General features: G+C 64.2%; 21 protein-coding genes and 3 other RNA genes. 14 read left to right on the top strand and 10 right to left on the bottom strand.

Going from position 1 to position 21,590, the window contains the following annotated elements; translation table 11 throughout:
• Nucleotides 1–19: 19 nt before the first annotated feature.
• The gene (locus ASF90_RS17735; RefSeq protein WP_055853265.1) at nt 20–922 is read left to right on the top strand and encodes an NAD-dependent epimerase/dehydratase family protein; all 903 of its coding nucleotides are present in this window, start codon (nt 20–22) and stop codon (nt 920–922) included.
• Between the two features lie 88 nt (nt 923–1,010).
• Here ASF90_RS17735 and ASF90_RS22845 read toward each other — a convergent pair.
• The 6 genes from ASF90_RS22845 to ASF90_RS22840 all read right to left on the bottom strand — a co-directional run bounded on the left by ASF90_RS22845 (nt 1,011) and on the right by ASF90_RS22840 (nt 6,919).
• Nucleotides 1,011–1,087, bottom strand: a non-coding RNA gene (locus tag ASF90_RS22845) — sX9 sRNA.
• A 119-nt stretch (nt 1,088–1,206) separates the two neighbouring features.
• Entirely contained in the window at nt 1,207–1,692 is a 486-nt protein-coding gene (locus ASF90_RS17730) for an Mpo1-like protein (protein WP_055853263.1), read from the bottom strand.
• Between the two features lie 110 nt (nt 1,693–1,802).
• Nucleotides 1,803–3,398 (bottom strand): M4 family metallopeptidase, encoded by a 1,596-nt coding sequence (locus tag ASF90_RS17725; RefSeq protein ID WP_055853261.1) that lies wholly within the window; start codon nt 3,396–3,398, stop codon nt 1,803–1,805.
• A 449-nt stretch (nt 3,399–3,847) separates the two neighbouring features.
• Nucleotides 3,848–5,584, bottom strand: a complete 1,737-nt coding sequence (locus ASF90_RS17720) for a peptidoglycan-binding protein (protein ID WP_055853259.1) — start codon at nt 5,582–5,584, stop codon at nt 3,848–3,850.
• Nucleotides 5,585–5,710: 126 nt separating this feature from the next.
• Nucleotides 5,711–6,277 (bottom strand): hypothetical protein, encoded by a 567-nt coding sequence (locus ASF90_RS17715; RefSeq protein WP_236699305.1) that lies wholly within the window; start codon nt 6,275–6,277, stop codon nt 5,711–5,713.
• Between the two features lie 147 nt (nt 6,278–6,424).
• Nucleotides 6,425–6,919: a hypothetical protein gene (locus tag ASF90_RS22840; protein WP_082473609.1), complete on the bottom strand. Its 495-nt coding sequence runs from the start codon at nt 6,917–6,919 to the stop codon at nt 6,425–6,427.
• Between the two features lie 336 nt (nt 6,920–7,255).
• Here ASF90_RS22840 and ASF90_RS22835 point away from each other — a divergent pair.
• Nucleotides 7,256–7,332: non-coding RNA, sX9 sRNA (locus ASF90_RS22835), on the top strand.
• A gap of 3 nt (nt 7,333–7,335) precedes the next feature.
• Here the strand turns inward: ASF90_RS22835 and ASF90_RS22830 are convergent.
• A complete protein-coding gene (locus ASF90_RS22830) occupies nt 7,336–7,989 on the bottom strand; it encodes a hypothetical protein (RefSeq protein ID WP_082473608.1) in 654 nt (217 codons plus the stop codon).
• 193 nt (nt 7,990–8,182) lie between these two features.
• Nucleotides 8,183–9,109, bottom strand: a complete 927-nt coding sequence (locus tag ASF90_RS17700) for a phosphoribosylaminoimidazolesuccinocarboxamide synthase (protein WP_055853256.1) — start codon at nt 9,107–9,109, stop codon at nt 8,183–8,185.
• A gap of 207 nt (nt 9,110–9,316) precedes the next feature.
• Between ASF90_RS17700 and ASF90_RS17695 the strand changes: the two genes are divergently transcribed.
• Nucleotides 9,317–9,646, top strand: coding sequence for a DnaJ domain-containing protein (locus tag ASF90_RS17695; protein WP_055853254.1), 330 nt, complete (start codon nt 9,317–9,319; stop codon nt 9,644–9,646).
• Nucleotides 9,647–9,765: 119 nt separating this feature from the next.
• Here the strand turns inward: ASF90_RS17695 and ASF90_RS17690 are convergent, their stop codons facing one another.
• Nucleotides 9,766–10,605, bottom strand: a complete 840-nt coding sequence (locus tag ASF90_RS17690) for an outer membrane beta-barrel protein (RefSeq protein ID WP_055853252.1) — start codon at nt 10,603–10,605, stop codon at nt 9,766–9,768.
• Nucleotides 10,606–10,734: 129 nt separating this feature from the next.
• Here ASF90_RS17690 and rpe point away from each other — a divergent pair, with 129 nt between their 5' ends.
• Nucleotides 10,735–11,406 (top strand): ribulose-phosphate 3-epimerase, encoded by a 672-nt coding sequence (gene rpe / locus ASF90_RS17685; protein ID WP_055853923.1) that lies wholly within the window; start codon nt 10,735–10,737, stop codon nt 11,404–11,406.
• Nucleotides 11,403–11,894 (top strand): GNAT family N-acetyltransferase, encoded by a 492-nt coding sequence (locus ASF90_RS17680; protein WP_055853250.1) that lies wholly within the window; start codon nt 11,403–11,405, stop codon nt 11,892–11,894. Before rpe ends, ASF90_RS17680 begins: the two co-directional genes overlap by 4 nt.
• 4 nt (nt 11,895–11,898) lie before the next feature.
• Here ASF90_RS17680 and ASF90_RS22825 read toward each other — a convergent pair.
• Nucleotides 11,899–11,971, bottom strand: a non-coding RNA gene (locus ASF90_RS22825) — sX9 sRNA.
• A gap of 288 nt (nt 11,972–12,259) precedes the next feature.
• Here ASF90_RS22825 and yegS point away from each other — a divergent pair.
• The 9 genes from yegS to ASF90_RS17635 all read left to right on the top strand — a co-directional run bounded on the left by yegS (nt 12,260) and on the right by ASF90_RS17635 (nt 21,401).
• Complete coding sequence (gene yegS / locus ASF90_RS17675) at nt 12,260–13,189, top strand: lipid kinase YegS (RefSeq protein ID WP_055853249.1); 930 nt, start codon at nt 12,260–12,262, stop codon at nt 13,187–13,189.
• Nucleotides 13,190–13,835: 646 nt separating this feature from the next.
• Entirely contained in the window at nt 13,836–15,311 is a 1,476-nt protein-coding gene (gene trpE / locus ASF90_RS17670) for an anthranilate synthase component I (protein ID WP_055853247.1), read from the top strand.
• Nucleotides 15,311–16,396: an aminotransferase class I/II-fold pyridoxal phosphate-dependent enzyme gene (locus ASF90_RS17665; RefSeq protein ID WP_055853246.1), complete on the top strand. Its 1,086-nt coding sequence runs from the start codon at nt 15,311–15,313 to the stop codon at nt 16,394–16,396. Before trpE ends, ASF90_RS17665 begins: the two co-directional genes overlap by 1 nt.
• Nucleotides 16,397–16,409: 13 nt before the next feature.
• The gene (locus ASF90_RS17660; protein WP_055853921.1) at nt 16,410–17,165 is read left to right on the top strand and encodes an SIMPL domain-containing protein; all 756 of its coding nucleotides are present in this window, start codon (nt 16,410–16,412) and stop codon (nt 17,163–17,165) included.
• 10 nt (nt 17,166–17,175) lie between these two features.
• Complete coding sequence (locus tag ASF90_RS17655; RefSeq protein WP_055853244.1) at nt 17,176–17,754, top strand: aminodeoxychorismate/anthranilate synthase component II; 579 nt, start codon at nt 17,176–17,178, stop codon at nt 17,752–17,754.
• Nucleotides 17,755–17,956: 202 nt separating this feature from the next.
• A complete protein-coding gene (locus ASF90_RS17650) occupies nt 17,957–18,589 on the top strand; it encodes a flavin reductase family protein (RefSeq protein ID WP_055853242.1) in 633 nt (210 codons plus the stop codon).
• 126 nt (nt 18,590–18,715) lie between these two features.
• Nucleotides 18,716–19,753 carry an anthranilate phosphoribosyltransferase gene (gene trpD / locus ASF90_RS17645; RefSeq protein WP_055853241.1) on the top strand — a complete coding sequence of 346 codons (1,038 nt, stop codon included), beginning with the start codon at nt 18,716–18,718 and terminating at the stop codon, nt 19,751–19,753.
• Between the two features lie 141 nt (nt 19,754–19,894).
• Entirely contained in the window at nt 19,895–20,692 is a 798-nt protein-coding gene (trpC, locus tag ASF90_RS17640) for an indole-3-glycerol phosphate synthase TrpC (protein WP_055853239.1), read from the top strand.
• Nucleotides 20,685–21,401, top strand: a complete 717-nt coding sequence (locus ASF90_RS17635; RefSeq protein ID WP_055853237.1) for a haloacid dehalogenase-like hydrolase — start codon at nt 20,685–20,687, stop codon at nt 21,399–21,401. Before trpC ends, ASF90_RS17635 begins: the two co-directional genes overlap by 8 nt.
• Nucleotides 21,402–21,590 lie beyond the last annotated feature (189 nt).

Here is a 21,590-nt window from a genome sequence, read left to right as displayed (position 1 = left end):
AACACCGCGTAGTTTTCCAGTGACCGCTGCCCATCCCGCTCCATCCACCGCTGTGTCTGCGCCGCGCGCCCTGGTGTTCGGCGGCAGCGGGCAGATTGGTGAGCGCCTGTTGACCCGGCTGTTGAGCCGCGGCTGGCAGGTAACGGCATGGTCGCGGCAGCCGCGCGCAGCACGCTCCGGGTTGATCTGGCGGCAAGGCGATCTGGCCGTGCCGGCCGCCGCGGGCGAGGCGTTCGAGGTGATCTTCAGCTGCGGACCGCTGGACCACTTCGCCCGCTGGTATGCCGAAAACCCGGTCGCCGCGCCGCGCATCGTGGCGTTCGGTTCGACCAGCGTGGAGGTCAAGGAGCATTCGATCGATGCGGCCGAGCGCGACGTGGCGCAACGGTTGGCGCATGCCGAACAGGCGTTGTTTTCTGCGGCCATGGCGCGCGGCGCCACCGCCACCGTACTGCGCCCGACCCTGGTCTACGGTGCCGGACGCGACAAGACGCTCACCCAGATTGCCGGTCTGGCGCAGCGCACCGGCGCCTTCGTGCTGCCCGCCAATGCCACCGGTTTGCGTCAGCCAGTGCATGTGGACGATCTGGCCAGCGCGGCGCTGGCGGTGATCGGACAAGCGGCGACCCAGCAACGCAGCTACGCGGTGGGCGGCGGCGAAGTGCTGGCCTACACGCAGATGGTGGAGCGGGTGCTGGAGGCGCTGCCGCGGCCGGCGCGGCTCTATCAGGTGCCACCAAGCCTGTTCGGGTTGGCGCTGACTGCAGCGCAACGCCTGGGCCGCCTGCGTGGCATGAACGCGGCGGCGCTGCAACGCATGCGCGACGATCTGGTGTTCGACCTGGAGCCGGCACGTCGCGATTTCGGCTATGCCCCGCGCGCGTTCCGCCCGCTGCCCGAAGAGCTCGGTATTGGCGAGTAAGCGATTGCGCGCGTCCGGTCGCAGTGTTGAGCAGCGCATAACGGGTTCGACGCGCCGACAGTCGCAGTGCTCACGCGCGACTAAAAGCGGCTAATAAACCGTAGCGAACAGTCGTCAGGTGGGTACGGACGGCGCACTCAGAACCGGAAGGTGCGCGTGGCATATGCTGCATCGAGCATCGAACACCGGCCGCACCCGCCTGGCGGGGAGCTCAGTCGTTTTGTTAGCCGCTTTAAACGGGATGACAGCTGCGTGGCCTTGCATCTGTCGGGCCTGCGCCGGACTCAGTAGCGCCAACCCAACTGCCGATACACCTTGGCCAGCACCCAGATCGGCCCGATCAGCAGATAGGTCAGATCGGTCAAAAAGCTCGGCTTGCGGCCTTCGATCTTGTGGCCGACAAATTGCGCAATCCACGCCAGCACGAACACCGATAGCGCGGTGGCGAACAATCCAGTCAGCCCGATCCGGCCTTCGATCAACCGGCACAGGCAGCCGAAGAAAAAGAAGATGCCCAGCATGCCCAGCCCGAGCGGGCGCGACAGCCGGTTGTAGTACGACCACGCTGCAAACATCGACAACGCCGCCCACACGCCGCTGCTGAACCAGGTGCCGCCCACCGGAATGCACCACAGCAGCCCCACCACCGACCACAGGATTGCCGGCACGGCCACCACATGGATCAGTTGATTGGTGTCGTTGCGGTGATCATTGGAATAGCTGGCGAAATAGCGTTCGATCGGTCGCGCGGTCGCGGTGCGTTCGGTCATGTTCCCTCCCAGGAATGACTCCAAGCATACGCGTGCGAACGGCCGCAGTGGCGCTCTGCCGGCAACCGGGCCCCACCACGCCTCAATGGCGTGGGGAGGCCCGGACAGCATCAGTTGACCGACACCGCACTCCAGGCGGCTGCAACCGCGCGGTACTGCGTGGAGGTGCCGCCATACAGATCGGTGGCCGCGCTCAACGTCGCTCGACGGGCTGCCGCGTAATTGGTGGAGGACGTCATGTAGACGGTGAGTGCGCGATACCAGATACGGCTGGCCGCGGCCCGGCCGATCGCCGTCAATGCGGTATTACCGTTGCAGACCAGCCCGGCCGGGGTCACGTTGTAGCTGGTGCCCGCACCGAAACCACTCGGCACTACCGCGCCTTCGGCCAACAAGTAGTAGAAGTGGTTGGCCACACCGGAGCTGTAATGCACGTTGAGCGAGCCGATGCCGCTGCGGTAGCAGTCCGGCGAATCGCCATCCAGGCTCGGCTTGAACATGTAGCGCAACGCCAGCGTCCCGCTGCTGTTGCCGGGGATGATTTTTTCGCCGATCAGGTAATTCCCCGGCTCGGCCGGATTGTTGGCGTAGTACTCCACCATGCTGCCCATGATGTCGGAGGTGGCCTCGTTCAATCCGCCCGATTCGCCGGAATACACCAGCCGTGCCGAGCGGCTGGTCACGCCGTGTGTCATCTCGTGGCCTGCCACATCCACCGACACCAGCGGCGTCAGGCTGCTGCCGTCGCCATCGCCGAAAGTCATGCAGAAGCAGTCGTCCGACCAGAATGCATTGTTGTAGCGGCTTCCATAATGCACGCGGCTGCGCGCGCCTTTGCCGTCGTTGGCGATCCCGGTGCGCGCGTGGGTGTTCTTGAAGTAATCCCAGGTCAGCGCCACGCCGAAGTGTGCGTCGGCAGCCACCGTCACTGCATCGCTGGTGGCACCGTTGCCCCAGGTGTTGTCGGCATCGGTGATCAAGGTACCGTTGCCGGAGGTGGCATTGCGCAGGTTGTAAGTGGCGCCGCCACCGCGGCTCAGATCGGTCAGCTCATATCCGCTGCTGCATCGCGTGGTCGACAGCGCCACGCTGCCCGCATACAGCGAGCGCCCGGTACCGGCCGCACTGGTACCGCCTGCGCATGCGGTATGCACCGTGTCCCAGGATTCGAGGATGCGTTGATCGGCCGCATCGACGATGTAATGCATTTCGGTCGGCGTCTGATCGGGTTTGATACCGCTATAGATCACCTCATACACCAATCGCGGTGCGCCTTGGCGCGCGTACAGCGCAAGGCTGGCGCGTGGCGCGGCAGCCTGCGGCACATCGAACTGCGCGCCAGCTACGCGCAATGCGGTGGCTGCATCGATGCCCGGCAGAAGGCTGGGACGTAAATTGGTGTCCATGGTTTGACTCAACTGCCGCATCACCCCGCGCCGCGAATGCACCACCACATCGCCGCCGATGACCGGCAAGCCCTGATAGGTACGATCGAAGCGCACATGCTCGGTGCCATCGGCATCGACGATGCTGTCGCGTGCGATAAAGGTATCGGCCGGCGCACGATTGGCCAGCGCTGCAGCGTTGTTCCCCAGCAGGGACTGCGCACGCGATACCGCCGCAGTGGTGGATAAATCAGCAGCCGTAGCGACAGCAGAAAACGATAGCGCGCAGCAGATTGCCGCGCCCAGTACATGGAATTGCATGACGACTCTCTCCAGAAAACGTGCAATGCAAAGACCGGCGGTACCCCCCGACAGCCGGTCGCCGATGGCACCTCGGGTGCCGGCAGCTACGCTTGCACAGTCCCGAACTGGACAGTAGTAAAAATTACGGATGTATCGCGTTCTGTGCGCCCGGCCACTTTGCGCTGCGGACCGCATCGCAGAGATGTACCTGTCCCATTGCGCGCAGAGCTCCCGCAACCTTGCGTCCGCGCAACCTCTCTATCGTGCTCGGCAGATTGCGTGGATTGATGCGCCGACATGCGGGTCGTGCAGCAGACGATCACGGTGAATGACGCGGCTGCATGAAGTCAGCAGTCAAAGGCGTGAGATCTCACTTCTACCCGAGTGCATAAACCGCTGTGCAGGGAAAAGGCAGATACAAAAAAGCCGGCCATACAGGCCGGCCGGCTTTTTCGTGTATCGAGAACTCAGCGGCCGCCGATGGCGACCTTTTGCTGCTCTTCGTGCGCCTGTTGCTGCTGCGACTGGCCGGCCAGCAACTGTGCGCTGGTCTGCTCCAACGGCGGGGCAGGCTGGTTCAGATCCACCGCCGCACGGAAGCCCGGCGTGGTCCCCATCACGAACGCCTTGCCGTCCTGCACCGTCACGCTTTGCAGTTTGTCTGCGCTGTCGATGCCGTTCTGCTTGGCCTGCAAAGTGACGTTGGCCGCGGTCTCGTTGGAGATCATGCTCGGCAGCTTGGTGCGAATCGCGGTGTGCAACGCATGGTCCGGATGCGATGCATCGTTGAGCGACGGACCCTTCGGCGCCGCAACCGGGGCGTCGGCCGCTTTGGCCGCAATCTGCGCCGCAGGCGCCGACAACGCCGTCCGCGTATCGCGACCGACGACACCGTCCTGCTGCAGCCCATGCTGCTTCTGGAACGCCATCACCGCCTCACGCGTGTTGTCGCCAAAGCGTCCATCCTCGGCAAGCCGATTGCCCTGCGCATCGCGCACGCCGAGGCGGTTGAGGTCCTGCTGCAGCTTGCCGACATCGCCGCTCTGCTCGCCGTGACGCAGCGTGCCATTGCCGGCCGGTGTGGCGGGCTGTGATTGGCGAGCGCCGGACTCCTGCTGATGGCCCTGATTCCAGAACGTCTCAGGACTGGTCAGCTTGCCGTTGGCATCGCGCAGTTGGTAATGCACATGCTGCGCGTACTGGCTCTTACCGTCAGGGCCGCGTCCACCCATCGTGCCGATGGCATCGCCCGCGGACAGCGTCTGACCTTCTTTCACCTTAAGTGCGTCCAGGTGCAGGATCTCGTGCGAGTTACCCTGCGCATCGCGAATCTTGACGGTGCCGTAGTTGCCGCCTGCGAAGGTGACGGTCCCGGAGATCGGCGCATGCACGGTCGGATGCTGCAAATTGCGGCCTGTTTGGCCACCCTGGTAGTTGAAGTCGGTGCCGCCGTGCGGCCCGTGGCTACCGCGGTGCTCTCCATAATGACCAGTGATATGCGGATCGGTACGGCCTTGACCAGGCAGCATGCGTTCCATCGTTTGCTGAAAATTGCTGCGAGCGTCATGGCTGGGTTCGGCCTGGTGCATCGCTGGTGCCGGTGCCGGCCGGTCCACGGTATTGCCCTGGGTCTGGGCAAGACGCTGTTCGACAAACTGGGTGTAGTTGTCCAAATGAGGGGCAATCTCGCGCCGCGACAGCGCAAGGCCACCATAATCCTTGCTAGGGCCATCGTGGTGATACTTGTAGATGTAATCCTCACCCTGGCCGCGGCTGCGCGCAAGGTCACGGTTATCGACAAAATGTTGCACCAACGCCTGCGACTGCGTTTGCAAGTCGAAGCGGTTGGACGCGTTGACCCCGTAATGCGCGCCAGTGCGGTCAATGAACTGACCCAGGCCCGAGGCAGACGTCGTGCCCGCAGCGGCATCGGGATTGAAGCCTGATTCAACGCGGGCGATGGCAAGAACGTAAGCGGTCTCGCGCGCGGAAAGCCCGGCATCCCGCGAGGAATCGATCAGGCTGTCGATCACTCTGGATTGGGTCTGTGGACTGGCATCGCCCCAGCGCCGGGACTCGCCGTGCAGCCGGCCATCGGTGCTGTCGATGGGCTCGCGATAATGGCTCCAGGCTTTGATTCTGTCGCTGCTGTATCCAGCGCCGCGGGGCTGGACCATGTCGGTGTAGATCGTATCGTCGGTCATGATGTGCGTTCCTTTCTATGAGACAGATTCTTCCGTGTCGGGGGTGTTGCTCCATGTACTGCGTACTGCGTACTTCATTCGCCATGCACCAAATCCGTGACGGTGCATGCGCATCTCTTGTTCCAGTCAAGACTGGAACGGCAATAGCTCGGGGTGCTTCAACCCCAGCTGTTCAAGCATGTGTTCGTAGTCGTCGTTGTTCGGGCTCTGCTGGCCGTCCTGCTCGAGAAGCGGCGGGGTCGCGTGATTGAGCAGTTTCCCTGTGGGGTCGTAGAGGAAGAACCACTCGCAGAATTCGCAACCATAGGGCAGCTCGCCATACTGGACGACAGCGTAGGCGGTCCCCTTGCCATCTTCCGCACAGCCAATCCCGACGGGCGTGTACTCCGCCATCTCGGCAGGTGCCGGCAAGGTCTGGCGTTGGCCCTCGCGCTCCATGTCCACCCGCGTCCTGGTGGAAGTTGCGTCTTGTGAAGGCAGTGCGCTCAATTGCAGACGCATGCCGCGGCATTCCTTGATCATGTCGTTTTGTCCTGGTCGGACCGCTTCCGCTGAAACAGCAGGTTGGGGAGTGGGCGCCGCCGCCGCCGCCGGCGCGCTTGGGGCACTCGTTGCGGACATCGGTTTGTCGCCGCAGGCGGACAAGCACAGCGTCGCAGCGAGCACAGGTAACAGAAACGTGTCACGTCGCATTGGTTGGCCTCCTTGGAGGTCTCATCAAAGTATCTCGCCCCTGTGCCCGATCCATCGGAACGCCTGCCGGCGGCTTACGTAGCGTCGAAAGCTGCATTAACGCGTCCGTCTGTAACGTCCGCCGCGTGGGCTCTACCGGCTGCCGAGTTACAGCGACTGGTCGTCCACCTTGACCAACGTCCAGCACGGACGCTGAGCGAAATGGTAGACCTGCTGGTCGCCGGTGTTCGGTGTGCGGACCAGTACCTGGCGACCGCCAGCGTCCTCGGAGACGGCGACTTCGCGGCCGCCGTTGCGGACAGCGTCCAGGTTGGGGATGACCGGCCACTCGACCTTGGCAAGCGGGACCTCGCGCGTCACCGGTGCCGGCTCGGGCTGCGCCTCCGGGTCTAGCTGGACCATGGTGAGCGGATCGGCGGTAGCCTTCTCCTGCACAGCGATCTCTGCACTGAAGCGCTTCAAGAACGCGGAGAAGTCGGTATCCGGGCAACTCGCTGCCGGTGCCGGCGCGGTGGCTGAGACGGTGGTCGCGGGCGTGGCGGCTGTCGGCGAGCCTGAGGCTGCCGGTGGCGCCTGTGCGGAGCAGGCCGCAAGCGCCAAGCTCAATACCAGGACGGTCAGGGTAGTACGGTAACTAGCCAATGGGATCCTCCTGATCGTGTCGGGGCAGCATGCGCGCGGCGAGATTCTATCGGCGGCCCGGTTGTAGTGTGTGAAGATCCTGCAGTCGGAGCGTCGGCGCTAGTGAAGAGGCTGCGCAACGCCGCGAGCACGCAGCCGTGGTTTCGAGGAATGCGGCCGTTCCGATACGGCACGCAGGCTCCGCTGATCGAATCAGTGTGTCCCCGGGACATATCTGTCGGCGCACATGCGCATTGCGCTCCTCTTAGCATCCCCGATGTGCGGAACGTAACTTAGAGCGGCTGACAAAACTCCTGCGCTTATCGCCAGGCGAGCGTGGCCGGTGCTCAGTGCAGCGTGTACCACGCGCATATTCCGGTTTTGAGCGCGCCGTCCACACCCGCCTGACGACGACTCGCTACGTTTTATAAACCGCCCTAAATCCCGTTCGAGAAAACGTCCAGCGCATCTGCATCCACCCAGCCCTGTGCACAGTCGCCGACATAGCGGCCCTGCGCAGCGGGCCGACAGGCCGCGCCGCCCGTTGGCTTCAAACGTTTGATCGGCCTGTCGCCATACGTTTCACACAGCGTCGCGTTCTTGCACGCAGCGACACTGCTCGCCGGGATTGCGATCACGTAGTAATAGCGCGGATTCTGCCCGGTGCGGGCGATGCCTTGCACGCAGACGAGTTGACCTTGTGCCAGGCGAGCAGTGGTGGTTGCAGTGCTGCCCGTGGCTGGCACGGCATCAAGTATGTCGGCGCCCGTTGCACGCGCGACGCCTGCGAAGAATCCTGTGTCACCGCACTCCGGTAGCAGCTCCACATCGTAAAAATCGCCTGCATCGATATTGCCTGCCGTACAGCCTGTGCCTGAGAGTGGATTGGCACACGTTACGCCGCTTGCCTTGATCATCGCTGCGAATGGCTGACCGACAGCAGTAACCGCTGCAGGTGCTGCAGGAAAGGCGCGTTCTGCGGCCTGCGTAGCAATCGGCTCGCCAGCGCTGCATGCCATCGCTGCGAACAACAGCGCAGGCAGCATGACTCGAGACAATGGCGTGAGGCGATTAGTTGAAGAACGCGACATCGTCAAAACCTGGCTGCTGGGTTTGAACACGGCTGAAACAGTTCGCTGGGAGAAGTCTCGCACATCATCAAATGCGCGCATTGCCCTGTTTCATGCGCGCATTATCGATCGACGCGTTACCGGTATCTCCAGTGCCGACACCGATGATCGGCGACCGCAAAGACTAAAGCCCCGCACTTGGGGCTTTAACTCATCAATCAACCGAAATATTGGCCAGCCGCTGCAGCGCTTCGGCGTATTTGGCGCGTGTGCGGTCGATGACGTCGGCCGGCAGGCTCGGGCCCGGTGCGGTCTTACCCCAGTCCAGCGTCTCCAGATAATCGCGCACGAACTGCTTGTCGTAGCTTGGCGGGCTGGTGCCCACTTCGTACTGATCGGCCGGCCAGTAGCGCGACGAATCCGGGGTCAGCATCTCGTCCATGATGTACAGGCGGCCATCGGCGTCGGTGCCGAATTCGAACTTGGTGTCGGCCAGCAAAATACCGCGTTCGGCGGCAAAATCCGCGGCAAAGCGGTAGATGCGCAAGGTGGCATCGCGGACGCGTTCGGCCAGTTCGGCGCCGACGGTCTTGACCATCGCATCGAAGTCGATGTTTTCGTCATGGTCGCCCACGGCGGCCTTGGTCGACGGGGTAAAGATCGGCTCGGGCAGTTTCTCGGCCTGGCGCAGGCCGTCGGGCAATTCGATGCCGCTGACCTTGCCGGTGCGCTGATAGTCCTTCCAGCCGCTACCGATCAGATAGCCGCGGGCGATCGCTTCCACCGGCACCGGCTTGAGCTTGCGCGTGACCACCGCACGTTTGGCGTACAGCGCCGGGTCCACGCCCTCGGGCAGCACCTGCTCCACCGCGATGTTGACCAGGTGGTTGGGCATCAGGTGTTCGGTCTTGTGGAACCAGAAATTGGAGACCTGGCACAGCATCTCGCCCTTGCCGGGAATCGGGTCCGGCAACACCACATCGAACGCGGACAGGCGGTCGGTGGCCACCATCAACAGATAGTCGCCGGGCGGCGCGTTGGCGGGCAGGCGGTCGCGGGGAATATCGAAGACATCGCGGACCTTGCCACGATGACGCAACGGCAGGCCGGGCAGATCGGATTGCAACAGCGTGGTCGACACAGGCACTCCTAAGGACGTCGCTATGACGCTGTCCCCGGGACCCGGCGGGCCCGCGGGTGGGCAGCGGGCCGCGTAGTGTACGGCGCTTCGGCGCGCCCCGCTGGATTTATTGGCGGCTGCCGTGCACCGGTTGTGGACGGCCCGTCAGCCAGGCCGGGCGGGCGTTCGGGTAAGATCGCCAGCCCGCCTTGCCACCCCCGATTGCTCATGTCCTGGTACGGAAAATTGCTCGGCGCATTGGCCGGCGCCTTGCTGTTCCGCGGCGCGCCATTCGTGGGGCTGATGATCGGCCTGGCCATCGGGCACGCGGTGGATGCCGGCTGGTTCAAGCGGCGCGCGGAAAACCCGTATGAAGCCCTGGGACTGGAGCCGGACGCGACCACGGCCGAGATCGATCTGGCCTATCGCCGGCTGATGTCGCGCTATCACCCGGACAAGGTCATCAACGCCGAGCCGGAGGCGCGCCGCCAGGCAGAGAAAAAAGCCAGTCAGATCAACGCCGCGTACGACCGGATCCAGCGGCTGCGCAAGCGCTGAGTGGCAGAGGTGAACGCATTGCGCGTTCAACAGGTCGTAGCAAGCAGGGCCGCTGCCCATCCCAAATAGAAACAGCGCCACCCAGGCCGAGCCCAGGTGGCGCTGCCGTCAGCCCTGTATCAGAAGCGATATGTCGCCGTTAGCCGCACTGCATTGGTCGAAAAGTCGGTGTCGGTGCGACGCAGGTCGGTACCGGCCGGATTGACCCGCAGGAACGGGTTGGTGGCAGGCGCGGTGCCTGGCCCGACGCGCACGCGGGTGTCTTCGTCCTGCAGGCGGGTGAACAGATATTCCACGCCCACCGAGACATAGTCGCTCAAACGACGCTGCAGGCCCACGCCAGCCTGGTAGCCATCGGCGCTATCGCCGCCGCTGCCGGTGAAGCTGTTGGCGGTGTTGCTGCTGGCAAAGCTGTGGTCGAACTCGCCGCGCGCCACGCCGGCGGTGAAGTACGCCAGGTAATCGCCCTGCGCGCCGAATGCATAGCCGATCCGGCCGCGCAGCGCGGCGGTGCGGTTGAGCTGGCGGGTGAAGGTGTACAGCGCAGGCGTGGTGCTGAAGGCGCTGACGCTGTCGCGGATGTCGTTGCGGGTGTACTCGGCCACCACGCCGTAGACCCAGTTGCCGGCCTGCCAGTCGTAGCCCAGCCGCGCACCGTATTCGGCGCCGCCCTTGTCCTTGCTGCAGCCGCTGGCCGGCGTGCGCCCGGCCGCCGCGCCGCCGCAGAAGCCCGGCGAGAACGCATCGGCGCCGGTGGCGGTGCTGACCTGGTCGCCGTCGCGGCCATCCAGGTTGGTATCGAAGCCGAAACGGCCGCCGGACACGCCGGCAGGATCGGCACCGCCCACATTGGCGCCAATGGAGAAGCCGGACCAGTCGGCCGGGCCGGTTTGCGCCCAGGCGGACGGAGCGAGGGCCAGCAACACGATGGCGGCGGAGGCGAGCGGGGTGGTTTTCATGGAGTCTCCTCAAATCGGGCGCATTGCGCCGGTCAAGTGCATACGCAGCTGGGCCCGCCACGGATGCACGCCTTTCCTCGTCGGGCAGGGGTTGCGACAATGGGGTTTCCGTCTTCCTACGAGCTGCCCATGCAATCGACGGCGATCGCCCCGTCCATCCTGTCCGCCGATTTCGCCCGTCTTGGCGAAGAAGTGAACAACGTCCTCAAGGCTGGCGCCGACTGGGTGCACTTCGACGTGATGGACAACCATTACGTGCCCAATCTGACCATCGGCCCGATGGTGTGCCAGGCGCTGCGCAAGCACGGCATCACCGCGCCGATCGACGTGCACCTGATGGTCGAGCCGGTGGATCGCATCGTGCCGGACTTCGCCGAGGCCGGCGCCACCACCATCAGCTTCCATCCCGAAGCCAGCCGCCACGTGCACCGCACCATCCAGCTGATCAAATCGCACGGCTGCCGGGCCGGGCTGGTGCTCAATCCGGCCACCCCGGTGGATATTCTCGATTGGGTGCTGCCGGAGCTGGACTTGGTGCTGGTGATGTCGGTCAACCCCGGCTTCGGCGGGCAGGCATTCATTCCGTCGGCACTGGATAAATTGCGCGCCATCCGCAGCAAGATCGACGCGCTGGGCAAGCCGATCCGCCTGGAAATCGATGGCGGGGTCAAGGCCGACAATATCGGCGCGATTGCCGCCGCCGGCGCCGATACCTTCGTGGCCGGCTCGGCGATCTTCAACGCGCCCGACTATGCCGATGTGATCGCGCAGATGCGCGCAGCGGTGGATGCGGTGCGATGAGTGCGACCACGCTGCAGATTCGCAGCGCCACGCCCGATGACGTACCGCTGCTGCATGCGTTGATCACCGCACTTGCGGTCTATGAGCGCGAGCCCGATGCGGTCAAGGCCAGCCCCGACGATCTGCGTGCCAGCCTGTTCGCCGAGGGCGCCACCGCACATGCGCTGATCTGCGAGCACGATGGCCAGGCACTGGGATTTGCGGTGTATTTCTTCAATTACTCGACCTGGCTGGGCCGCAACGGCCTGTATCTGGAAGACCTGTTCGTGCGCCCGGAAGCGCGCGGCAAGGGCGCCGGTCTGGCGCTGCTGCGGCATCTGGCGCAGCTGGCGGTGCAGCGCGGCTGCGGGCGCTTCGAATGGTCGGTGCTGGACTGGAATCAACCGGCCATCGACTTCTACCAAGCCGTCGGCGCCCGCCCGATGGACGGCTGGACGGTATACCGGCTCGATGGCGAGCGCCTGGCCGCATTTGCCGCAGGCGGTTAAGAGCGGCTGACAGATTGTCGCGAGCAGTCGACAGCTGGAGGTGGACGGCGCATTCAGAGCCGGAATGTGCGCGTGGTCGGTGCCGTTCCGCGCAATGCCACGTCCGCCTGACGCTGAGCGCAGTCGTCTTGCTTGGCCGCTCCAGGCCCGGCATCGCACACAAAAGGAAGGCCGCTCCACCCGGAGCGGCCTTCAAGAAAATTGGAGGCTGATCCTGCCTCCGCCCGTCGTCCCTGCTATGGACTTCTACTCTCCGGGTCATCGATGACATGCCAATGACAGCCCGGTGGCATTACGTATTCACGATCCACCCATTGGCGCGCTGCTAGCCTGCATGCACCACTCTCACAGCATCGGCAGCGCGCATGGCCCCGTCCCACTGGCGTCTGATCCTCAACGGCAAGTCCACCGATAATCTGGACCTGCGTGAGGCGGTGGGGGAGTTGCGCAAACGCGGCGTCCGGCTCGAGGTACGCGTTACCTGGGAAGAGGGCGACGCCGAGCGCTATGTCGCCGAAGCGGTCGCCGATGGCGTGCACACGGTGGTGGCGGCCGGCGGCGATGGCACCTTGAGCGAGGTGGCCGCCGCGCTCGCGCACCACGACGGCGATGCCGCCAGCCTGCCATCGCTGGGCTTGGTCCCGTTGGGCACCGCCAATGATTTCGCCACGGCCGCCAACATCCCGATCGAGCCGCTCGATGCGCTGAGCCTGATTGCCGAGCGCCCCGCCCAAGCGATCGATCTGCTGCGCCTGGACACCCCACACGGCCCGCACTGGTGCGCAAATGTTGCCAGCGGCGGCTTCGGCACCCAGGTCACCGTGGAAACCGACGACGGTCTCAAAAAAATGCTCGGTGGCCTGGCCTACCTGATTACCGGCATGTCGCGGCTGGGCCGGATCGACCCAATCAGTGCCCGCTTTTCAGGTCCGGATTTCAGTTGGGAAGGCGAGTTCATCGCACTCGGTCTGGGCAACGGCCGCCAGGCCGGCGGCGGCCAGGCGCTGTGCCCGGAAGCGGTGATCGACGATGGCCTGCTCGACGTCACCATCGTGCCCGCGCTCAATGGCGAGGTGGCCGCCACGCTCGGGACCCTGGTCACCAGCGGCAAGCAGGCGGCGTTGGAACGCGTCGCCGTGCGCGCGCGCCTGCCATGGCTGGAAATCGTCTCGCATCAACCGCTCACGTTGAACCTGGATGGCGAACCGGAAACCTCGCTGCATTTCCATATCGACTGCGTCCCGGCGCGGCTGAGGATGCATTTGCCGGTGGATTGCCCGTTGCTGAGTGCGTGAGCGCGGTGATTGGGGAGTCGGGAGTCGGGATTGGGGATTGGGAAGTCGAATGTGGGATTTGGAAAACCTGATCCTGCAGTGCGCGCCGCTCAGAGCCCCTCTCCCCCCGGGAGAGGGGTTGGGGTGAGGGTCCCTGCGCCGACACCGATGCCGACACTACTAGAGGCACCTCGCCCTGCGACGGCTCAGGGCAGTGGCTGCCAACAGCGCAACAGGCGCACAACGACCTGCAGTGCGCGCCGCTCAGAGCCCCTCTCCCCCCCGGGAGAGGGGTTGGGGTGAGGGTCCCTGCGCCGACACCGATGCCGACACTAGAGATACCTCGCCCTTCGACTGCCCAGGGCAGTGGCTGCCAACAGTGCAACAGGCGCGCAACGACAGGCTCGCGTTGCCCGGACTTGATACCCATCCGCGTCGAGATGCGCTGACTACAACATCCAACCCCCACCCAACACTACCCAACGCGCCTTCGCAATTCGCACCGCATTCGCCCGCGCACCTGCTGCCCTGAAGCGGCACTTGCGCTACAGTAGCCACGTGTCCCGCCTGACGACCCCACGCTCCTTCTCTTCCGCTCGCCGCTGGTGGCGATGGTGGCCCGTTGCCGTCGTCCGCCCCGCCACAGAGTCCCGGAAGGAAAGTCGTCTTGATCACTGCAGAGCAGTTCCAGCGCCAAGCCGCTGAAGGTCACACCCGTATCCCCGTTGTCCGCGAAGTGCTGTCCGACCTGGACACGCCACTCTCGGTCTATCTGAAGCTCGCCGACGGCGCTTACACCTATCTGTTCGAATCGGTCGAAGGCGGTGAGCGCTTCGGTCGCTATTCCATCATCGGCCTGCCGGCGCGGCGCGTGTACAGCTTCCGCGGCCACACGCTGGAAGTCAGCGAACACGGCGAAGTCATCGATACCCGCGACGTCGCCGACCCGTTGGCCGAAGTCGACGCGCTGCGCGCCGAGCATTCGGTGCCGCAACTCGATGGCTTGCCCGGCTTCACCGGCGGGCTGGTGGGCTGGTTCGGCTTCGAATGCATCCAGTATATCGAGCCGCGTCTGGGCAGTGGCGACAAGCCCGACGAACTGGGCACGCCCGACATCCTGCTGATGCTCTCCGAAGAGCTGGCGGTGTTCGACAATCTCAAGGGCCGGCTGTATTTGATCGTGCATGCCGACCCGCGTCAGCCGCAGGCGTATGTGCGCGCAAACCGCCGACTGGACGAGCTGGCGCATCGCCTGCGTCAGGGCGGCGCCGGGTATCCGCAGGCGCAGATTTCCGATGCCATCGACGAATCGGATTTCCATTCCTCGTTCACCCGCGAGGAGTACCACGCAGTGGTGCGCAAGGCGCAGGAATACGTGCGCGCCGGCGATATCTTCCAGGTGGTGCCATCGCAGCGGTTGCGTGTACCGTTCCGTGCGCGCCCGGTGGATGTGTATCGCGCGCTGCGTGCGCTCAATCCCTCGCCGTACATGTATTTTCTGGATGTCGGCGGCACCCAAGTCGTCGGCTCGTCGCCAGAAATCCTGGCGCGGCTGCGCGATGGCGTGGTCACCGTGCGCCCGATCGCCGGCACCCGCCCGCGTGGCGCAACGCCGGAGTTGGACAAGGCGCTGGAAGAAGAATTGCTGGCCGACCCGAAAGAGCGCGCCGAGCACGTGATGCTGATCGATCTGGGTCGCAATGATGTCGGCCGCGTTGCCGAACCGGGCACGGTCAAGGTGGGTGAGCAGTTCGTCATCGAACGCTATAGCCATGTCATGCACATCGTCAGCGAGGTTACCGGCACGCTCAAGGCCGGCCTCAATTACAGCGACGTGCTGCGCGCCACGTTCCCCGCAGGTACCGTCAGCGGCGCGCCGAAAATTCGTGCGCTGGAAATCATTCGCGAGCTGGAGCCTGTCAAGCGCAACGTCTACTCCGGTGCAGTCGGCTACATCGGCTGGCACGGCGATGCCGACACCGCCATCGCCATCCGCACCGCGGTCATCCAGGACGGCTATTTGTATGTGCAGGCCGGCGGCGGCGTGGTCTACGACTCCGACCCCGACCTGGAATGGCAGGAGACGATGAACAAGGGGCGCGCGCTGTTTCGCGCCGTCGCCCAGGCCGCAAAGGGGCTGTGATGGACGGGCAGGGCAGCGCCGTGCGCATCAGCTTCCGCAACGATTACAGCGAAGGTGCGCATCCACGCGTCTTGCAGGCGTTGGTGCAAACCAGTGCCGAGCAGAACGGCGGCTATGGCACCGATCGGCATAGCGAACGTGCTGCGGCATTGATTCGCACTGCCATCGCGCAACCGCAGGCTGCCGTGCAGTTGCTGGTGGGCGGCACGCAGACCAACCTGATTGCGATCAGTGCGTTCTTGCGCCCGCATCAGGCGGTGATTGCGGTCGAAGCAGCGCATATCGCCACGCACGAAACCGGCGCCATCGAAGCGACCGGGCATAAGGTACTCACGGTGCCGGCGCTGCACGACAAGCTGACGCCGGCATTGATCGCGCCAGTGCTAGAGGTGCACAGTAACGAGCACATGGTGCAGCCGCGGCTGGTCTATCTCTCCAACAGCACCGAAAGCGGCACCATCTATACGCGCGCCGAACTCGACGCGCTATCGCGCTTCTGTCGCGCACACGATCTGCTGCTGTACCTCGACGGCGCGCGGCTAGGTGCAGCACTCACCGCCAACGGCAACGATCTGGATCTGCCGACGATTGCCGCGCTCACCGATGCGTTCTATATCGGCGGCACCAAGAACGGTGCGCTGCTCGGCGAAGCCTTGGTCGTGATCAACCCTGCCTTGCAGGCCGATCTGCGCTATCTGATCAAGCAACGCGGCGCATTGCTGGCCAAGGGCATGGTGCTCGGTGCGCAGTTCGCCACCTTGTTCGAAGATGGCTTGTTCTTCGCACTGGCCGCGCATGCCAACGCCATGGCGCAGCGTCTACGCGCCGGCCTGCTGGCAGCGGGCGCGGAATTCACCAGCGACTCGCCAACCAATCAGCAATTCATCGCCGTCACCGCGCAGCAGGCCGAGCAACTCGCGCAGCGCTACGACTTCGAACGCTGGGAAACGCGCGGCGATGGACGGCTGGTCATTCGATTCGTGACCTCATGGGCGACCACGGCCGATGCAGTCGATCGGTTGTGTGCGGATGTTGCTGCGCTTCTGCCACTCCCGGTGCAACTGCCTTACCACTCTCAAGGATGAAACGATGAGAACGATGAAGCGAGTGACCAGTTGGATTTTCGCAAGCCTTCTCGCCCTGCCGTTCGTGGCAGCCGCCCAGATCAATACGCTACCGTCGCAACCACACCTACTGGTGAAGGGAGAGGCCAAGCGCGAGGTGATGCCCGATCGGTTCTCGCTGAGCGTCAACCTGCGCGCGGTCGATTTGCAGCCGGAAGCTGCCAGAAAGCGTGTCCAGGCATCTGCAGAGCACATCTTGACCGCGCTGAAGAGGCATCACGTGCTTAAGGACAGCATCGAAGCCTCATCGCTGCAGATCCAGCCTACCTATAAATACTCGCAGCAAGGCGGACGTGATTTCGAGGGAACTGAGGTCAAGCGCGGTATCGGTGGCAGCTTTCAGTCGCTGGAGGATGTTCGCCAATTCCTGAGCGAAATAAAAACCAGTAGCGAGATGGAACTGTCTGGTATCAAGACCTCTTACAGCAAGGAGGATCAGCTGCGAGCGCAACTCAAGCGCCAAGCTGCCGAACAATCGCGTGCTTCTGCCGCCGAACTCGCGAAGGCGTATGGAGTCAGTCTTCGTGGCCTTTATACGATTTCCGATGTCGCGCCGAAATTTTCCTATGGAGTCGAAGCTGGCGATTGGCCGGTCCAGGTATCGCTAGTGTCCGGGCCGCCGTTGCCTCCAGCACCAGCTGCCGACGCTGGAGCTACCGTTGATTCGCTGGAGGCGGGTTCGCTCACGATTTCCGAAAACATCTATGCGGTCTTCCTGATCGCGCAATGAGTCCCTTGCCATGCTGCTGATGCTCGATAACTACGACAGCTTCACCTACAACCTCGTGCAGTACCTGCAGGCACTGGGCGCCGAGGTCACGGTGGTGCGCAACGATGCGATGAGCGTCGATCAGATCGCTGCGCTCAAGCCCGAGCGCATCGTGATCTCGCCCGGCCCATGTACGCCCAACGAAGCGGGTATCTCACTGCAATTGATCGAGCAGCTCGGCCAGACCACGCCCATCCTTGGCGTGTGCCTGGGTCACCAGAGCATCGGCCAGGTGTATGGCGGCGATGTGATCCGCGCCGGCAACATCATGCATGGCAAGACCTCGCCGATCCGCCATGAGGGCAAGGGGGTGTTCGCCGGCCTGCCGGACAGTTACCAGGCCACGCGCTATCACTCGCTGGTGGTGGACAAGACCACCCTGCCGGATGCGCTGGAAGTCACCGCCTGGACCGAGAATCCGGATGGCTCGGTGGAAGAGATCATGGGCCTGCGCCACCGTCAGTTCCCGGTGGAAGGCGTGCAATTCCATCCCGAGTCGATCCTGACCCAGCACGGGCATGCCCTGCTGAAAAACTTTCTGGAGCGGTGATCGCGATGGGCGCTACACATGTTGCCGCTGGCGGTGCAGCTTGTCTGGGCCGCGAGACATCCGCGTGGCACTCCCGCGCCGGCATGCTTGCCTACGGCGCAATACGCAGTGGGTTGCTGACGGTTTGTCTGCAGCACACAGATAGCGAAGCCGGTGCCGAGCAAGGCCTGCACGCTGCGCAATTCGCCAGGGTCACATCACGATGAACACGTCCAACGACAGCATGCATTTCTACGAACCGGCGCACGGCCACGGGCTGCCACACGACCCGTTCAATGCCATCGTCGGCCCGCGTCCGATCGGCTGGATCGGCTCGCGCAGCGCCGAGGGCATCGCCAATCTGGCGCCGTATAGCTTCTTCAACGCCTTCAACTACACCCCGCCGATCGTCGGGTTTGCCAGCATCGGGCGCAAGGACAGCTTGCGCAATATCGAAGCGACCGGTCAGTTCACCTGGAATCTGGCCACGCGTCCGCTCGCTGAAGCAATGAACGCCAGCGCGGCGATGGTGCCGTCGGAGGTCGACGAGTTCGCGCTTGCCGGCTTGCAGATGGCGCCGTCGCGTTTGATCGATGCGCCGCGTGTGGCGGCAAGCCCGGTCAGTTTCGAATGTCGGTTGAGTCAACTGGTGCAGCTGCACAGTGCAAGCGGTCAGGCCGTAGAAACCTGGCTGGTGCTTGGCGAAGTGGTGGGCGTGCATCTTGCGCACGCCGCGCTCGATAACGGCGTCTACGATCCGGCCAAGGTGCAGACCATTTTGCGTGCCGGTGGCCCGGCTGATTATTTCGAAGTGCAGCCGCAGGCGCGCTTCCAGATGCGTCGGCCCGGCCAATGACCGACTGACCACATCGATTCGGTCCTGCGCACCTGGCTGCCTGTAGCAGCACTGCGCGGTGATCCCTGCGCGACACACTGCAGGCCCTCGCTTGCAGCCGTTTTCCTTCTGTCTATGGCCGCTCCCATGCCCATCACGCCCCAAGAAGCCCTGCAGCGCACCATCGAACATCGCGAAATCTTCCATGACGAAATGGTCGAATTGATGCGGCAGATCATGCGCGGCGAAGTCTCCGACATGATGGTCGCCGCCATCCTCACCGGGCTGCGGGTCAAGAAGGAAACCATCGGCGAGATTGCCGGCGCCGCTACCGTCATGCGCGAGTTCTCGCGCCGCGTAGAGGTGAGCGATCGCCAGCACATGGTCGACATCGTCGGCACCGGCGGCGATGGGTCGCATACGTTCAACATCTCTACCTGCGCAATGTTTGTGGCCGCCGCCGGCGGTGCCAGGGTGGCCAAGCACGGCAACCGCAGCGTCTCATCCAAATCCGGCAGCGCCGATGCACTGGAAGCCCTCGGCGCGGTGATCGAATTGCAGCCCGAGCAGGTCGCTGCATCGCTGGCGCAGACCGGCATCGGTTTCATGTATGCGCCGGTGCATCACCCGGCCATGAAGGTGGTGGCGCCGGTGCGTCGCGAAATGGGCGTGCGCACCATCTTCAACATCCTGGGCCCGCTGACCAATCCGGCCGGTTCGCCCAACATCCTGATGGGCGTGTTCCATCCGGATCTGGTCGGCATCCAGGCGCGCGTGTTGCAAGAGCTGGGCGCCGAACGCGCCTTGGTGGTGTGGGGGCGCGACGGCATGGACGAACTCTCGCTCGGTGCCGGCACCCTGGTTGGCGAACTGCGCGACGGTCAGGTGCGCGAATACGAAGTGCATCCGGAAGATTTCGGTATTGCCATGTCGGCCAGCCGCAACCTCAAGGTGGCAGACGCCGCCGAGTCGCGCGCGATGCTGCTGCAGGTGCTGGAGAACGTGCCCGGCCCGGCGCTGGATATCGTTGCGCTCAACGCTGGCGCTGCGCTGTACGTCGCCGGCGTTGCCGACAGCATCGCTGAAGGCATCGTGTGCGCCCGCGCCGTGCTGGCCGATGGCTCGGCGCGCGCCAAATTGGACGCGTATGTCGCCTTTACGCGCCAGGTCGGCGCATCGCCCTGACCATGCCTGGCGCTGCAACGCTTCGGCAATCATGCGGCGGCATCTTCACCCTTCCCCAGGCATGCTGCGCAGGTTGGCGTGCAGCCGCGGCCCATTGCGGCCGTCTTGACCGATAATGCCCGCCCGCCAGGACCCGATACGATGAGCGATATCCTCAACACCATCCTTGCCCGCAAGGCCGACGAAGTCGCCGAGCGCAGTGCGCGCGTGCCGCTGGCCGAGCTGATCGCGCGCAGCGCAGACCTGCCGCTCACGCGCGGTTTCGCCGCGGCCATGCAGGCCAGCATCTCTGCCGGCGACCCGGCCGTGATCGCCGAAGTGAAGAAGGCCAGCCCATCCAAGGGCGTGATTCGCCCCGATTTCCACCCCGCCGACATCGCGGTCAGCTACGAATTCGGCGGCGCCAGTTGCCTGTCGGTGCTGACCGACGTGGATTTCTTCCAGGGCGCCGATGCCTACCTGCGCCAAGCGCGCGACGCCTGCACGCTGCCGGTCTTACGCAAGGATTTCACCGTCGACCCTTATCAGGTCTACGAAGCGCGCGTGTTGGGTGCCGACTGCATTCTGTTGATCGTCTCGGCGCTGGAAGACGCGCAGCTGGTCGATCTGTCCGGATTGGCGATGCAGCTGGGTCTGGACGTGCTGGTGGAAGTGCACGACATCGACGAGCTCGAGCGCGCGGTGCAGGTGCCGGTGCCGCTGATCGGCATCAACAATCGCAATCTGCGCACCTTCGAGGTGTCGCTGCAGGTCACGCTGGATATGCGCGCCGCGGTGCCGCGCGACCGCATCCTGGTCACCGAAAGCGGCATCGTCACCCATGCCGATGTCCAGCTGATGCGCGGCCATGGTGTGAACGCGTTTCTGGTCGGCGAGACCTTCATGCGCGCGCCCGAACCCGGCGAGTCGCTGCGTCAGCTATTCTTTGCGCATGACTGAGTCGTTTCCCGCACCGCGCGACGATGCGCCGTTGGTGGTCTTCGACTTCGACCACACCTTGTACGACGGCGATTCCGGCAGCCATCTGTTTGCCTGGTTGATCAAGCGCAATCCGTTGCGTCTGCTGGTCGCGGTATTGGCCTCGCCGATTCTCGGCCCCATGGTGGCGATGCTGCCCACCCGCCGCCGCGGGGTGTCCGGCTACGTCTGGATCGCCACGTTCGGCCTGCACCGTACGCGCGAGTTCAATCGCTTCATCGATGCTTACGTGCTCAAGCATGAAGCGCAGATCCGGCAGCGTCTGCTTCCGCATGCATTGAAAGTCTTCACCGACCACCGGGCCGCCGGCGATCGCGTGGTGGTCGCCACCGGCGCGCCGCCCGAGCTTGCGCGCGCGATTCTCGGGTTCGTCGCCCATCAGGACGTGCCGGTGATCGGCAGCCTGGTCGGGCCACGGCTGGGCGCGGTCACTGCGCGGCGTCACTGCCACAACGAAGAAAAGATGCGCATGCTGCGCGAACGCGGCTACGCAGACATCGCCATCGCGTATTCGGACAGCACCGCAGACTTGCCGCTGTTGAAGGCTGCACGCGCGCCGGTGGTGGTCAATCCCAAGGCCAATCGCGAAGACCTGTTCCGTCAGGTGCTGCCTGCCGGCACGCCGATCCTCAATTGGGGTTGCCGCGACCGTGGTGGCAAGGCGCTCTGAGACAGGCGCAAGCCTCTATGTGGCGGACTGTGTGCAACTGACAAAGACATCGCCCAGTCCGGCTATCGGCCGCCCGCATCGCGGGTACTTAGGCCGCACGTACATGAGGTCGCTGCAATCAACGGATCGTCAGGACTGTGATGCAGTCGCGATGCAGACCGTGCGGTCTGATCGGTTGAAAACACTCGT

The organism is Xanthomonas sp. Leaf148 (assembly GCF_001423585.1).
Classification (GTDB): domain Bacteria; phylum Pseudomonadota; class Gammaproteobacteria; order Xanthomonadales; family Xanthomonadaceae; genus Xanthomonas.
Note: the sequence above shows the minus strand (reverse complement) of the source record. Positions and strands in the feature narration are given on the sequence as shown.